Genomic DNA, 14,264 nt, shown 5'->3' on the forward strand with positions numbered 1-14,264 from the left:
TGGTCCCCGGGCCACCCCGCCGCACACGAGCCGGCCGGTCAGTGCGCCAGCACCGGCTCCGCACCGAGCGCCACGCGCTCGGCCACCCGGATCTCCCGGGCCGCCCGGGAGCGGAACAGCATCGCGCTGAGCACGGCGCCCAGCAGGAAGATGCCCGCCGACCAGGTGTAGGCCGTCGTGAAGCTGTGCAGCGTCGCCGCACCGAGCACGCCCGGGCTGACCGGTCCGTGCGCACTGGCGTAGTGGCTGGCAGCGGTGGCGGCCAGCGTGTTCAGCAGAGCCGTACCGATCGCGCCACCGACCTGCTGGCTGGTGGACACCATGGCCGAGGCGGCCCCGGCGAGGCGCTGGTCCACGCCGAGCGTCGCCAGCTGGAAGGACGCCGGCATGATCGACGCCATCCCCGCACCCATCACCACGAGCCCGGGCAGCACCTGCCAGTACGAGCTCGTCGCACCCAGGGTGGTGAACCACGCCATCGCCACCGCGCCGAGCATCATGCCGAGCGGCACCAGCGCCTTGGCCCCGAACCGCGGGAGCAGCACGTTGGACTGCACCTGCGAGGTGACGATGATCGCCACGACCATCGGCAGGAAGGCCAGCCCGGTGCGCATCGGGGTGAAGTGCAGCGTCGCCTGCAGGTAGTACGTCAGGAACAGGAAGACGCCGAACATCCCCGAGCCCGCGACCAGGATCGACAGGAACGACGCGCCGCGGTCCCGGTCGAGGATCACCTCGAGGGGGAGAGCGGGGTTCGCCGCCGTGCGCTGCCGCCAGGCGAAGGCGCCGAGCAGCAGCACGCTGGCCGCCAGCGGTGCCCAGGTCAGGGGAGCGTCCCAGCCCTTCGGCTCCGCCTGGGAGAAGCCGAAGACCAGGGCGAAGAGCCCGGCGGAACCCAGCGCGACGCCGACGATGTCCAGCCGGTGCTTGGCCGTCCCACCGGTACGAGGCAGCAGCACGACCCCGGCCACCACCGCGACGACGGCGATCAGCACGTTGACGTAGAGGTTCCACCGCCAGCTGACGTTCTCGGTGAGGTAGCCGCCGAGCAGCAGACCGATGGCGCCGCCCATGCCGGCGATGGCGCCGAACACGCCGAACGCGCGGGCCCGCTCCTTCGGGTCGAAGAAGGTGGTGGTCAGCACGGACAGGGCCGACGGAGCCAGCACGGCGCCGAAGGCGCCCTGCAGGGCACGGGCGGCGACCAGCAGCTCGAAGGTGCGGGCGGCGCCACCCAGGGCGGACGCGACGGCGAAGCCGATGAGCCCGATCAGGAACATGCGCCGCCGGCCGAACAGGTCGGAGAGCCGGCCGCCGAGCAGCAGCAGGCTGCCGAAGGCGAGGGAGTACGCCGTGACGATCCACTGCCGGTCGTTGTCGGTGAAGCCGAGGGCCCGCTGGGCGGACGGCATGGCGATGTTCACGATCGTGGCGTCGAGCACCACCATCAGTTGCGCGAGCGCGACGGTGGCGAGCACGAACCAGCGTCGCCGGCCCGCATCGGGCGACGGGGCCGCCGCAACGGCAGGCGTGGGTGCGGAAGAACTGGAGGTGTCGGGGGGTTCTGGAACCGTGACGGTTTCTGCGGACATGGGTGTCCTCCGGGGACGTCGTGGTCGGTGGAACCACGGTAATACAAGACTTGTCAGTTCCGGAACCCTATAGTCTCGGTTTTGTGGTTGACATCCGTCGGCCGCACAATGGACCGGACGAGGGGAGCGGGACGATGCAGGTCGACGACGACGCCGCGGTGCAGGCTCCCCGCAGGCCGGGCCGGCGACGCGACGAGTCGCGCGACGACGCGATCCTCGAGGCGACCCGCCACCTGCTGGCCGAGCGCGGCTACGAGGGCACCACCATGGACGCCGTCGCGGAGCGGGCCTGCGCCGGCAAGGCGACGGTGTACCGCAGGTGGCCGTCCAAGGTGCAGCTGATCGTCGACTCCCTGCTCTGCGACGCCAACCAGATCACCACGATCGACGACGTGCCGGACACGGGCTCGTTGCGCGGGGACATCCTGGCGGTCTCCGCGGTCCGTCGGCGCGCCGACGCGGACGACGTCATGGCCGGCCTGATGCGTGCGGTCGCAGCGGAGCCGGAGGTCGCGGCGGTGTTCAAGGAGCAGTTCGTCCGCGCGAGGGTCGCCCTGATGCGCGGCCTCCTCGTGCGTGCGCAGCAGCGCGGCGAGGTTCCCGACGGCCTCGACCTCGACATGGTCGCTGCGGTGGCCCCGGCGATGATCTCGTACCACAAGACGGTCGAGGGCAAGCACCCCGACCAGGAGTTCGTCGAGCGCATGGTCGACTCGGTCATCCTGCCGCTGGTCACCGGCCGCCGGGCGACCACGCCGGTCGACACGCACTGACCGGCCGGTCGCCCCCGAGAGGTCGGTGCTGCGAGCACCTACTGTGGAACGGTGCCCAGCACCTCCAGGACCGCCGCGGACGACGAGCTCTCGCCGGCGGAGCGGTACGCCCAGGCCCGCCGGCGGACGGTCCGGGAGCACTCGTCGCTCGGCCGGTTCGCCGACCAGCTGCCGTTCCCGCTCGACCCGTTCCAGACGGAGGCGTGCGAGGCGCTCGAACGAGGCAGCGGCGTGCTGGTCGCCGCGCCGACGGGTGCCGGGAAGACCGTCGTGGGGGAGTTCGCGGTCCACCTGGCGCTGGAGGCGGGGCGCAAGGCGTTCTACACCACCCCGATCAAGGCGCTGTCCAACCAGAAGTACGGCGACCTCGTCCGTCGGTACGGACCCGAGCGCGTCGGCCTGCTGACCGGCGACGTGACGGTGAACGGCGAGGCCGACGTGGTGGTGATGACCACCGAGGTCCTCCGCAACATGCTCTATGCCGGCTCCCCGACGCTGACCGGGCTGGGCTACGTCGTGATGGACGAGGTGCACTACCTCGCCGACCGGTTCCGCGGCCCCGTCTGGGAAGAGGTGATCATCCACCTCCCCGACGACGTGCAGCTCGTGTCCCTGTCCGCCACCGTGTCCAACGCCGAGGAGTTCGGCGACTGGCTGTCCACCGTCCGCGGCGACACCACCGTCGTGGTCAGCGAGCACCGTCCCGTGCCGCTGGGGCAGCACGTGCTCGTCGGGCGCGACCTGGTGGACCTGTACGCCGGCCACGTCGACCCGACGGCCCCCGGCAACGATCCGCCGATCAACCCCGACCTGGTCCACCGGCTGCGCAACCGCCTGCGTGCGGAGGGTCCGCCCCAACGCCGCGGACCGGGTGACCGTGGCTTCCGCGGGCCCGGCGGCCGGGACCGCGGACCGGTGCGTGGCGGTGGTCGGCCGACGCCGCGGTTCGTCGTCGTCGACGCCCTCGAGCGGGACGGCCTGCTGCCCGCGATCGTCTTCATCTTCTCCCGGGCGGGCTGCGAGGCCGCCGTCGCCCAGTGCCTGCACGCCGGCGTCCGCCTGACCAGCGCGGCCGAGCAGTCCCGCATCCGGCAGATCGCCGAGGAGCGCTGCGCGCCGATCCCGTCGGAGGACCTGGACGTGCTGGGCTACCCGGCGTTCGTCGACGCCCTGACCAGGGGCGTCGCGGCGCACCACGCCGGGATGCTCCCGCTGTTCAAGGAGACCGTCGAGGAGCTGTTCAGCCAGGGCCTGGTGAAGGTGGTGTTCGCCACGGAGACCCTGGCGCTCGGCATCAACATGCCGGCGCGCAGCGTCGTGCTCGAGCGCCTGGTCAAGTGGGACGGGTCGCAGCACGTCGACGTCACGCCGGGGGAGTACACCCAGCTCACCGGGCGCGCAGGCCGGCGCGGGATCGACACGGAGGGGCACGGCGTGGTCGTCGAGCACCCCGCCCTGGACCCGGTGCACCTGGCCGGGCTCGCCTCCAAGCGGCTGTACCCCCTGCGATCGAGCTTCCGGCCCACCTACAACATGGCGGTCAACCTGGTCGCCCAGGTCGGCCGGGACCGCGCCCGCGAGGTGCTCGAGACGTCGTTCGCGCAGTTCCAGGCCGACCGGGGCGTGGTGGGCCTGGCTCGGCAGGCGCAGGCGCACGCCGAGTCGATCGCGGGCTACGCCCGTGCCATGGAGTGCGACCTCGGCGACTTCGCCGAGTACGCCGGCTTCCGGCAGCAGATCCGCGAGCGCGAGCGGGACCTGCTGCGAGCCGGTGCGACCGCGCGCCGTGCGGAGGCGGTCCGAACGCTCGAGGGCCTGCGCCCGGGCGACCTGCTCCAGGTCCCCACGGGTCGCCGCAGCGGCTTCGCGGTCGTCGTGGACCCCGGTACGGACGGCGGCTTCGAGGGACCGCACCCGACGGTGCTGGGTACGGATCGGCAGGTGCGACGCCTGACCGTCGCGGACGTCGGTCCGGGCGCCCGCACGGTGGGGCACCTGCACCTGCCGCGCGGCTTCAACGCCCGGGTGCCGGCGGCGCGGCGCGACCTGGCGGCACGGTTGCGCTCCGCGCTGGAGGACCTCGGGCTCGACGACACCGGAGCCGCCCGCCGAGGTCGGCGGCACGGGCGTGGTCCCGACGAGGGCAGCGCGGCGGCGCAGGATGCCGAGCTCGCGGCGCTCCGGCGCCGGCTCCGGGCGCATCCGTGCCACCGCTGCCCGGACCGGGAGGAGCACGCCCGCTGGGCGGAGCGCTGGCAGCGGGCGACCGCCGAGCACCGCTCGCTCGTCGCCCGGATCGAGGGCCGGACCGGCTCGATCGCCGTGGTGTTCGACCGGATCTGCGACGTGCTGGTGCACCTGGGCTACGCAGCCCGCGGTGGTGACGAGCCCGGCAGCCTCGAGGTGACGGACGACGGCCGCTGGCTGCGCCGGCTGTACGCGGAGAACGACCTGCTGCTGGCCGAGTGCCTGCGCCGCGGCATCTGGGGCGAGCTCGAGGCACCTGGGTTGGCGGCACTCGTCTCCACGCTCGTCTACCGTTCGCGGCGCGACGACGGGGCCGAGCCGCACGTGCCGGGCGGACCGGGTGGCCGGCTGGGCCGGGCGCTCGACGCGACGGTCACCACGTGGTCGCAGCTGGAGGACCTGGAGCAGCAGCACGGGCTGTCCACCGTGCAGCCGCTCGACACGGGTCTCGTCGAGCCGATCCACCGCTGGGCGGCCGGGCGCAGCCTCGACGTGGTGCTGCGCGGTGGTGAGCTCGCCGCCGGCGACTTCGTCCGGTGGTGCAAGCAGGTGATCGACGTGCTCGACCAGATCGCCCAGGCGGCACCGGAGCCGGCCCTGCGCCGAACCGCTGCGGCAGCGGTGCAGGCCGTCCGCCGCGGAGTGGTCGCGTACTCGTCGGTCTGAGGCGACGCATGGCGCGGGGACCGTCGCGCGACCGCGGTGCACCGCCCTGACCTGCGCACGCGTGCGCGGATCGCGTGCCCTAGGGTTCGAGCGTGAGCTCAACCCTGTACCGCAACGGCGCGGTGCACGCGTCCTCCGACCCGTTCGCCGAGGCGATCCTCGTCGCGGACGGCACGGTGGCCTGGATCGGCTCGGACGACACCGCAGCGGGGCTCGTGGACCGCGCGGACGAGGTGGTCGACCTCGACGGGGCGCTGGTCGCGCCCGCGTTCGTCGACGCCCACGTCCACGTGCTGGAGACCGGTCTGGCGCTGGAGAGCGTCGACCTGTCCCCGAGCGCAGGGGTGCACAGCCTCGCCGACGCCCTCGACGCCGTCCGCCGGGCGGCGCAGGCGCGGCCCGACGCGATGCGGGACGAGCCGCTGCTCGGCTTCGGCTGGGACGACACCGGCTGGCCCGAGCACCGGGCGCCCTCCGCCGCCGAGCTGGACGCTGCGGCCGGCGGCGCGCCGGTGTACCTGGCGCGGGTCGACGTGCACTCCGCCGCCGTGTCGTCCTCCCTGGCCGCCCGGGCCGGCGCGGACCGGTTGCCGGGGTGGACGCCCGACGGCCTGGTCACGCTGGACGCGCACCACGCCGCGCGGGACGTGGCCCGGGCCGTCAGCGGCCCTCGGCGAACCGCCCTGTACCTGGCCGCGCTCCGCCACGCGGCCGCCCGCGGGGTCGTCGCGGTGCACGAGATGTCCGCCCCGTCCGTCGACACGCGGGAGGGTCTGCTCGAGCTGCTGACGAGCACCGCCGACGAGCGGAGCGGACTGCCGCTCGTCGTGGGCTACCGCGCCGAGGCCTGCACCACGGTGGACGACGCGCGTGCCCTCCTCGCGGCCCTTCCCGGGCTGACGGGCATCGGGGGAGACCTCAACGTCGACGGGTCCCTCGGATCCCGCACCGCGGCCCTGCGCGCGCCGTACGCCGACCGGCCGCGGGAGCGCGGGGTGCTCATGCTGAGCGCCGAGCAGGTGGCCAACCACGTCGCGGCTGTGACCAGGGCCGGTGTGCACACCGCGTTCCACGTCATCGGCGACCGCGGCATGGACGAGGTCCTCCTCGGCATCCGTGCCGCCGCCGACGTCGAGGGTCTCCCGGCGATCGCGGCAGCAGGCCACCGCCTCGAGCACTCCGAGATGGTCGACGCCCCCGCACTGGCGGCGATGGTGCTCTTCGGTGTCCGGGTCAGCGCCCAACCAGCCTTCGACGCCGCCTGGGGCGGCCCCGACGGGATGTACGCGGCCCGGCTCGGAGCCGGCCGGGCGATCGCGCTGAACCCGCTCGCCGACCTGGCGGCCGCCGGCGTCCCGCTCGCGTTCGGGTCGGACAGCCCCGTCACCCCGATCGACCCGTGGGCCGGCATCCGCGCGGCGATGGAGCACACCGCCGCCGAGCAGCGCATCTCCGCCCGCGCGGCGTTCCGGGCGACGACGCGGGGCGGGTGGCGGCTCGCCGGGCTCGACGGCAGCGGTGCAGGAGAGCTCCGGGTCGGGTCCCCGGCGCACCTCGCGGTGTGGCGGTCGGAGCACCTCACCGTGCAGGCCGGACGCGGTCAGCTGACGGCGTGGAGCGCCGAGGCACGCGCCGGTCAACCGCTGCTGCCCGACCTCTCGGCCGACGTTCCCCCACCCGTGTGCCTACGCACGGTGCGTGGCGGGACCGTCCTCCACGACGCCTTCGGCTGATCGGACGGGTCGGCACGAAACGCCCGGAGACACGCCGGTGCGTCGATGTCCCTTTTGTCCCTTTAGCCGCTGCTGACCTGCGCGAACGTGCCACGCCGTCACCCGGACGGAGGAACGGCGACTCTTGAGCCGGGCAGCGGGTGGGGGTACGTTCGCAACCGGTTCGCCGACAGCGGCAGGACCGCCATCCCGAGGGACGAGCGGCCTTCCGCGCGCGGCGGACGAGCGGCCCGACCGGGCCCGCGTGTCCATCAGAGAACAGCGACGCTCGTCGTCCGCCGGTACGAAGTTCACGCGGGCCGGTCGGCCGGGCTCAGGCCCGGCAGGTCGGCACAACCACCTGCCGTACGCTGCACCGGTGCCCGCGCGTCTCCCGTCCCGAACGTGGACGCTGGCACTGGCGCTCACCGGGGGAGTGCTCACCCGGCTGGCCTTCCCGAGCCCCGGCTGGTCGCTCCTCGCGTATCCCGGCATGGCGCTGCTGTACCTCGCCCTGCGTCGCGACAGCGCCCGCTGGAACGCCCTCGTCGGACTGGTGTGGGGACTGGCCTGCATCGGTCCGCTGATCACCTGGGCCGATGACGCCGTGGGCGTCGTGCCGTGGCTCGCCCTGACGGTCGCGGAGGCGGGCTTCGTGGCGCTCTTCGGCGCGGCCTGGTCGTGGGCGCGCCGCGGCGAGGCGGTGTGGCGGCGTGCCGGGCTGCAGCTGGTGGTGTTCAGCGTCCTCTGGGTCGGCGCGGAGGAGCTGCGCCAGGTCTGGCCGTTCGGCGGGTTCCCCTGGGGTCGACTCGCGTTCAGCCAGGCCGATGCGCCGATGGCGGCGCTGATGTGGTTGGGCGGGACGCCCTTGACGAGCGCCGCCGTCGCGGCGACCGGGGTCCTGCTGGCCCGAGCGTGGCTGGCCGCGCGCCGGCTCCGGGCCGCCGGCACGCTCGGCTGGCTGGTCGGCGCGGTCATGCTCGTCCTCGTCGGCCTCCTCGTCCCCCTCGACACGACGGCGCAGAGCGGCACGCTGCGGGTAGGGGCCGTGCAGGGGAACGTCCCCAAGCCCGGGCTCGACGCGTTCGACGAGCCCCGCAAGGTGCTGGCCAACCACGTCGCGGGGACGCAGGCACTGCTGCACGACGTCGCGCCAGGGGCCCTCGACCTGGTGGTGTGGCCGGAGAACGGCACGGACGTCGACCCGCAGGCCGATGCGGCCGCCGCCGCCAGCATCGACGGTGCCGCACGCGCCGTGCAGGCTCCCATGCTGGTCGGCACGGTGCAGTACCCCGCGGCCGGGGGCCGGTACAACACCTCCGTCTTGTGGGAGCCCGCACAAGGCGTCGTGGCGTCGTACACGAAGCAGCGGCCCGCGGCGTTCGCCGAGTACATCCCGATGCGCAGCTTCGTCCGGCACTTCTCGCCCGCTGTGGACCTGGTGACGCGGGACATGATCGCCGGCACCAAGCCTGGGTACGTGCCGCTCCACTCCAGCCGGCTCGGCCGGACCGTCGGCCTCGGGGACGTCATCTGCTTCGAGGTCGCCTACGACGCCATCGTGCGGGAGGCGGTGCGGACCGGGGGAGAGGTGCTGCTGGTGCAGACCAACAACGCCACCTTCGGCTACTCCGACGAGTCCACCCAGCAGCTGGCGATGTCGCGGCTGCGGGCGATCGAGCACGGACGGGCGACGGTGCAGATCTCCACCGTCGGCGTGTCCGCCGTGATCGCGCCCAACGGCGCGGTGCTGCAGCAGACCTCGCTTTTCACCCCGGCGCAGCTCGTCGCTACGCTGCCCTTGCGCACGTCGCTCACCCCGGCCGACCGGTTCGGGTCGTGGCCTGCGTGGATCATCGACGCCCTCGCGGTGTGCGTGGTCGTCGCCGGTGCAGCCGGAGCCGCCCGCGTGCGCCGTCCCCACCGGATCGAGACCTCGGTATGACACCTGCCAGCCACGTCCTCGTCATCGTGCCCACCTACAACGAGCGGGAGAGCCTCCCGGGCGCACTGGCCCGGCTCGCGGCCGCCGTGCCCGACGCGGACGTGCTGGTGGTGGACGACGGCTCACCGGACGGCACCGGCGACCTCACCGAGCAGCTGAGCGAGGCCGACGCCACCGAGCGCGGCCGCAAGGCGATCCACCTGATGCGGCGGTCCGGCAAGCTCGGCCTCGGCACGGCCTACATCGCCGGGTTCGGCTGGGCCCTCGAGCGCGGGTACGACGCGGTGGTCGAGATGGACGCCGACGGCTCGCACCGCGCCGAGGACCTCCCTGCGCTCCTCGCGCGCAGCGGTGACGCGGAGCTGGTGATCGGCTCTCGCTGGGTGCCGGGCGGGCGCGTCGTCAACTGGCCCTGGCGCCGCGAGTTCCTCTCCCGGGGTGCGAACACGTACTGCCGGATCGCCATGGGCATCCCGGTCAAGGACGCGACCGCGGGCTTCCGCGTGTACCGCACGGACCTGCTGCGCAAGATCGCGCTCGACGAGGTCGACTCGCACGGCTACGGCTTCCAGGTCGACATGACGTGGCGGGCGCTCAAGGCCGGCGCACGCGTCATCGAGGTGCCGATCACCTTCGTCGAGCGCGAGCAGGGCGTCTCGAAGATGAGCTCCGGCATCATCCTCGAGGCGCTGGTGAACGTCGCCGTCTGGGGAACGCGCGAACGCTCCCGCCAGGTGGCGGGAGCGTTCGGTCGGCTGCTGGGTCGCCGCAGCCCGGCGGCGCGCTAGCGCGCTGCGCGGCGGTCAGGCGCTGCGGCGCAGCTTCCCGGCGCGCAGCAGGTCGAGCCGCTCGTCGAGCAGCTCCTGCAGCTCGTTGATGGTGCGACGCTCCAGAAGCATGTCCCAGTGCGTACGGGCCGGCTTGCCCGCCTTGACCTCCGGGCGGGACGCATCGCGCAGCAGCGCCTCGGCGCCGCACCGGCACTCCCACGTCACCGGCACGTCAGCCTCGACCGAGAACGGCAGGATGATCGTGTGGCCGTTGGGGCAGTCGTAGTACGCCTGGAGCCGGGGGGCGAAGTCGACGCCGTCCTCGGTCTCCATGCTGTGAGAGCCGATGCGCATGCCGCGCAGTGACCGGTTCGCCATACGGGTGACCTCCATACCGTCCGGGACGGTCCGATGCTGATCGAGTTCTGGTCCAGCGACGCGCGCTGATGATCGTCCGAGGGGCTACAACGGGGCGTGACCTCGTCGTGTTCCATCGTGGGGTGAAGGTGTGGTGAACGCCACTCCAGCGTGGGACGCCAGGGACCAAAGTCACGATATCGGGGGACAGGCGATGACCGACGACAGCGGCGCGCTGGCGGCCGACAGCCACGACCGGATCCGGGTGGTCGGCGCGCGGGAGAACAACCTCCACGACGTCACCGTGGCGCTGCCCAAGCGGCGGTTGACCGTGTTCACCGGCGTCTCCGGATCGGGCAAGAGCTCGCTGGTGTTCGACACGATCGCCGCGGAGTCGCAGCGCCTGATCAACGAGACGTACAGCGCCTTCGTCCAGGGCTTCATGCCCACCCTCGCGCGTCCCGACGTCGACCTGCTCGAGGGCCTGACCACGGCCATCATCGTCGACCAGAAGCGCATGGGCGCGAACGTCCGCTCGACGGTCGGCACCGCGACCGACGCCAACGCGCTGCTGCGCATCCTGTTCAGCCGGCTCGGACGTCCGCACGTCGGTGCCCCCAACGCCTTCTCGTTCAACGTCGCGTCCGCGACGGGCACCGGCCAGCTGACGAGGTCCGGCTCGCCGACGAGCGAGACCCGGTCGTTCACCGTCACGGGAGGGATGTGCCCCCGCTGCGAGGGCATGGGGTCGGTCAACGACATCGACGTGTCGCAGCTCTACGACGAGACCAAGTCGCTCGACGAGGGGGCGCTCACGATCCCGGGCTACACACCCGGCGGCTGGGGCTACCGGCTGTACGCGTCCTCCGGCTTCGTCGACCCCGGCAAGCCGATCCGCGAGTACACCGAGGGCGAGCTCGCCGACTTCCTCCACCACGAGCCCGTCCGCATGAAGATCGACGGCATCAACCTGACGTACGAGGGGCTGGTCCGCCGCATCCGGTCCTCGTTCCTGTCCAAGGACGTCGAGTCGCTGCAGCCGCACATCCGGGCGTTCGTGGAGCGCGCCGTGCGGTTCACCACGTGCCCGGAGTGCGGCGGTACCCGCCTGAACGAGGCGGCGCGGTCGTCGAAGATCCGGGGGAGCAGCATCGCCGACCTGTGCGCGATGCAGATCGACGACCTCGGCGAGTGGGTGCGGACGCTGGACGAGCCGTCAGCAGCACCGTTGCTCGCCGGCCTGCAGCACCTGCTGGACTCGTTCGCCGAGATCGGCCTCGGGTACCTGTCGCTCGACCGCGCCACCGGCACGCTGTCCGGCGGTGAGTCCCAGCGGGTGAAGATGGTGCGCCACCTCGGGTCGGCACTCACCGACGTCACGTACGTGTTCGACGAGCCGACGATCGGGCTGCACCCGCACGACGTGGCGAGGATGAACGCCCTGCTGCTGCGGCTGCGCGACAAGGGCAACACCGTGCTGGTGGTCGAGCACAAGCCCGAGGTGATCGGAATCGCGGACCACGTCGTCGACCTCGGCCCCGGCGCCGGCACCGCCGGCGGTCACGTCTGCTTCGAGGGCACGGTCGACGGGCTGCGAGCCGCCGGCACCCTCACCGGCCTGCACCTCGACGATCGCGCCGCCGTCAAACCGGCGGTACGCACGCCGCGGGGCACCCTGCAGATCCGCCATGCGTCGACGCACAACCTCCGTGACGTCGACGTGGACATCCCGCTCGGTGTGCTCGTGGTGGTGACCGGGGTCGCCGGCTCCGGCAAGAGCTCTCTGGTCCACGGCTCCATGCCGCCCGGGGCGGGAGTGGTCTCGATCGACCAGGCGACGATCCGCGGGTCGCGACGCAGCAACCCGGCGACGTACACGGGCCTGCTGGACCCGGTCCGCACGGCGTTCGCGAAGGCGAACGGCGTCAAGCCGGCCCTGTTCAGCCCGAACTCCGCGGGCGCGTGCCCGGTGTGCAAGGGCGCCGGCGTCATCTACACCGACCTCGGGATCCTCGCCGGCGTCGCGGCCACGTGCGAAGAGTGCGACGGCAAGCGGTTCCAGGCCGCGGTGCTCGAGCACCGCCTCGCGGGCAGGGACATCAGCGAGGTGCTGGCCATGCCCGTCACCGAGGCGGAGGCGTTCTTCGGGACGGGCGCCGCGCGGACACCCGCAGCCCACGCAGTCCTGCGCCGACTGGTGGATGTGGGTCTCGGTTATGTCAGTCTGGGACAGCCGCTCACGACCCTGTCCGGCGGGGAGCTGCAGCGGCTCAAGCTGGCGACGCACCTGGGCGACAAGGGTGGCGTCTACGTGCTCGACGAGCCGACGGCCGGCCTGCACCTGGCGGACGTGGAACAGCTGCTGGAGCTGCTCGACCGGCTCGTGGACGCCGGCAAGTCGGTGATCGTCGTCGAGCACCACCAGGCGGTGATGGCGCACGCCGACTGGATCATCGACCTCGGACCAGGTGCCGGCCACGACGGCGGACGGATCGTGTTCGAGGGAACGCCGGCACAGCTCGTCGCGGATCGTTCGACGCTGACGGGCCAGCACCTGGCGGCCTACGTCGGCGCCTGACGCGCTGGCCGGACGGACAGCGGGAATCGACGACCGCGGGAACCGACAGACGCAAGAGCCATCTTCGTCCGTCGCGCCGATAAGGTGCATTATGTCATTTCGCTGATGAGCGACCGCCGGAGGCGGCCTGCTCTGCCCCTCCCCGCCGGTCCGTCAGGCGGCGAAGGACACCTCGACGGTCGGCACCACGGCGGCCGTGCGGCCCGGCGCGCTCTGGTAGCTCCAGTACAGGTTTGTGTGCGTGATGACGTCGGCGGGCGGCGGCGCACCCCAGGCCGTGAGGTCCTCCGTGGTGTGCGCGTCGCCGACCAAGGTCACGTCGTACCCGCGGGTGAACGCTCCGTGGATGGTCGACCGCACGCAGGCATCCGTCTGGGCGCCGCAGACCACCAGCCGCCCGACACCCGCCTCGGCGAGCACGGCCTCGAGGACCGTCCCCTCGAACGAGTCGCCGTACGTCTTGGGCACCAGCGGCTCCGAGTCCTGCCGGACCAGCTCCGGCACGTACGCCCAGGCGTCCGTGCCGACCTGGAGCTCCTGGGACGAATGCTGCACCCACACCACGGGCACTCCCTCGACCCGCGCCCGCTCCACCAGCGCGCGGACGTTGGCGATCACCCGGTCCCGGTCATGAGCGTGATCCATGACGCCGTTCTGCACGTCGACCACCACCAGCGCAGTACGGTCCCGACCGGTCAACGTGCTCACGGCGCTCTCCTTCGGTGCTGGTCCTCGGTGCTCGTCAGGCGACTGCCTCACGGTACCGACGCCCACCGACACGACTGCCGTCAGGGGCGCAGGACCAGCTGGTAGCGCTCCTCGACCAGCTCGGGGTCCCGCGGCAGGCGCTGCCGCTCCCCCGTCCTCGCGAAACCCGCGCGCACGTAGAGGTCGCCCGCCGGGGTGTTGCCGTCCAGCACCCACAACGACACCGTGCGCGCGTCCTCGGCGGCGGCTGCGGCCTTGACCGCGTCCAGAAGGGCCCACGCGACGCCGCGACGGCGTGCCTCGGGTGCGACCCACAGGGACACCACGTGCCGGTCGTCCTCCGGGGAGCCGGGCTCCTGCATCATGCTGACGAGCCCACGAGGCACGTCCTCGTCGTCGAGGGCGAGCCACGTCGGCGTCGCCCGCAGCCGCATGCGCCAGTGCTTCTCGGTGAACAGCAGCTCGCGCTCGAGCGTCGCACCGAACGTCTCCGGCGACTCGCGCAGCGCACGGAGACGTACCTGGGCCACCTCACGCCAGGACGACTCGTCCACCCGTACGATCCGCACCAGCACAGGATGCCGTATCGCCGCGACCTTCCGGTCCACGGAGCACTCCGGCACGGACGGCTCAGGCGTCCGGCCACCCGTTCAGCCGAGCGCCGGTCACAGGTCCTCCGGCGACGACCTCAGCCGAGCACCGTGTCCGACGCGGGATCACCACCGTGACCCGCTGGGTCGGGCACGGAACGAGCCACGTCGGCCACCTGCTCCTCAGGACGTGGCGGGACGGTCTCGTCGTCCTCGATCACCGGCACGTCCGGACCGGGGTGCTGCGTCACCGGTCGCTCCTCTCCTCGTCCGGGCCGCCCGCGCCGGGTGACCCACCACCGACCGGCAGGCCGCCGGTCGGAGCT

Annotated in this window: 11 protein-coding genes; 6 read left to right on the top strand and 5 right to left on the bottom strand. The window is 72.8% G+C overall.

All coding sequences use genetic code 11. From position 1 onward, the window contains the following. Nucleotides 1–38: 38 nt before the first annotated feature. The gene (locus N0B34_RS08065; protein WP_263730835.1) at nucleotides 39–1,592 is read right to left on the bottom strand and encodes an MFS transporter; all 1,554 of its coding nucleotides are present in this window, start codon (nucleotides 1,590–1,592) and stop codon (nucleotides 39–41) included. 134 nt (nucleotides 1,593–1,726) lie between these two features. Between N0B34_RS08065 and N0B34_RS08070 the strand changes: the two genes are divergently transcribed. From N0B34_RS08070 to N0B34_RS08090, 5 genes are all read left to right on the top strand, one after another. Beyond that, nucleotides 1,727–2,365 carry a TetR/AcrR family transcriptional regulator gene (locus tag N0B34_RS08070; RefSeq protein WP_263730836.1) on the top strand — a complete coding sequence of 213 codons (639 nt, stop codon included), beginning with the start codon at nucleotides 1,727–1,729 and terminating at the stop codon, nucleotides 2,363–2,365. A gap of 51 nt (nucleotides 2,366–2,416) precedes the next feature. Next, nucleotides 2,417–5,278 (top strand): DEAD/DEAH box helicase, encoded by a 2,862-nt coding sequence (locus tag N0B34_RS08075; protein WP_263730837.1) that lies wholly within the window; start codon nucleotides 2,417–2,419, stop codon nucleotides 5,276–5,278. Between the two features lie 92 nt (nucleotides 5,279–5,370). Continuing rightward, nucleotides 5,371–7,011 carry an amidohydrolase gene (locus N0B34_RS08080; RefSeq protein ID WP_263730838.1) on the top strand — a complete coding sequence of 547 codons (1,641 nt, stop codon included), beginning with the start codon at nucleotides 5,371–5,373 and terminating at the stop codon, nucleotides 7,009–7,011. Between the two features lie 358 nt (nucleotides 7,012–7,369). After that, nucleotides 7,370–8,935 carry an apolipoprotein N-acyltransferase gene (lnt, locus tag N0B34_RS08085; protein WP_263730839.1) on the top strand — a complete coding sequence of 522 codons (1,566 nt, stop codon included), beginning with the start codon at nucleotides 7,370–7,372 and terminating at the stop codon, nucleotides 8,933–8,935. After that, nucleotides 8,932–9,723 (top strand): polyprenol monophosphomannose synthase, encoded by a 792-nt coding sequence (locus tag N0B34_RS08090; RefSeq protein ID WP_263730840.1) that lies wholly within the window; start codon nucleotides 8,932–8,934, stop codon nucleotides 9,721–9,723. Before lnt ends, N0B34_RS08090 begins: the two co-directional genes overlap by 4 nt. 15 nt (nucleotides 9,724–9,738) lie before the next feature. Here the strand turns inward: N0B34_RS08090 and N0B34_RS08095 are convergent, their stop codons facing one another. Continuing rightward, on the bottom strand, nucleotides 9,739–10,083 hold the full coding sequence (locus N0B34_RS08095; RefSeq protein WP_263730841.1) for an RNA polymerase-binding protein RbpA: 345 nt from the start codon (nucleotides 10,081–10,083) through the stop codon (nucleotides 9,739–9,741). Between the two features lie 193 nt (nucleotides 10,084–10,276). On the opposite strand from N0B34_RS08095, the gene N0B34_RS08100 reads away from it, so the two are divergent. Next, nucleotides 10,277–12,640 carry an excinuclease ABC subunit UvrA gene (locus N0B34_RS08100; protein WP_263730842.1) on the top strand — a complete coding sequence of 788 codons (2,364 nt, stop codon included), beginning with the start codon at nucleotides 10,277–10,279 and terminating at the stop codon, nucleotides 12,638–12,640. Nucleotides 12,641–12,793: 153 nt separating this feature from the next. Here the strand turns inward: N0B34_RS08100 and N0B34_RS08105 are convergent, their stop codons facing one another. The 3 genes from N0B34_RS08105 to N0B34_RS08115 all read right to left on the bottom strand — a co-directional run bounded on the left by N0B34_RS08105 (nucleotide 12,794) and on the right by N0B34_RS08115 (nucleotide 14,189). Beyond that, nucleotides 12,794–13,348 carry an isochorismatase family protein gene (locus N0B34_RS08105; RefSeq protein ID WP_263730843.1) on the bottom strand — a complete coding sequence of 185 codons (555 nt, stop codon included), beginning with the start codon at nucleotides 13,346–13,348 and terminating at the stop codon, nucleotides 12,794–12,796. An 80-nt stretch (nucleotides 13,349–13,428) separates the two neighbouring features. Continuing rightward, the gene (locus N0B34_RS08110; protein WP_263730844.1) at nucleotides 13,429–13,917 is read right to left on the bottom strand and encodes a GNAT family N-acetyltransferase; all 489 of its coding nucleotides are present in this window, start codon (nucleotides 13,915–13,917) and stop codon (nucleotides 13,429–13,431) included. A gap of 119 nt (nucleotides 13,918–14,036) precedes the next feature. Beyond that, nucleotides 14,037–14,189, bottom strand: a complete 153-nt coding sequence (locus N0B34_RS08115) for a hypothetical protein (protein WP_263730845.1) — start codon at nucleotides 14,187–14,189, stop codon at nucleotides 14,037–14,039. Nucleotides 14,190–14,264 lie beyond the last annotated feature (75 nt).

The sequence above is a fragment of the Cellulomonas sp. SG140 genome (assembly GCF_025770785.1).
In the GTDB taxonomy this organism is placed as follows: domain Bacteria; phylum Actinomycetota; class Actinomycetes; order Actinomycetales; family Cellulomonadaceae; genus Cellulomonas.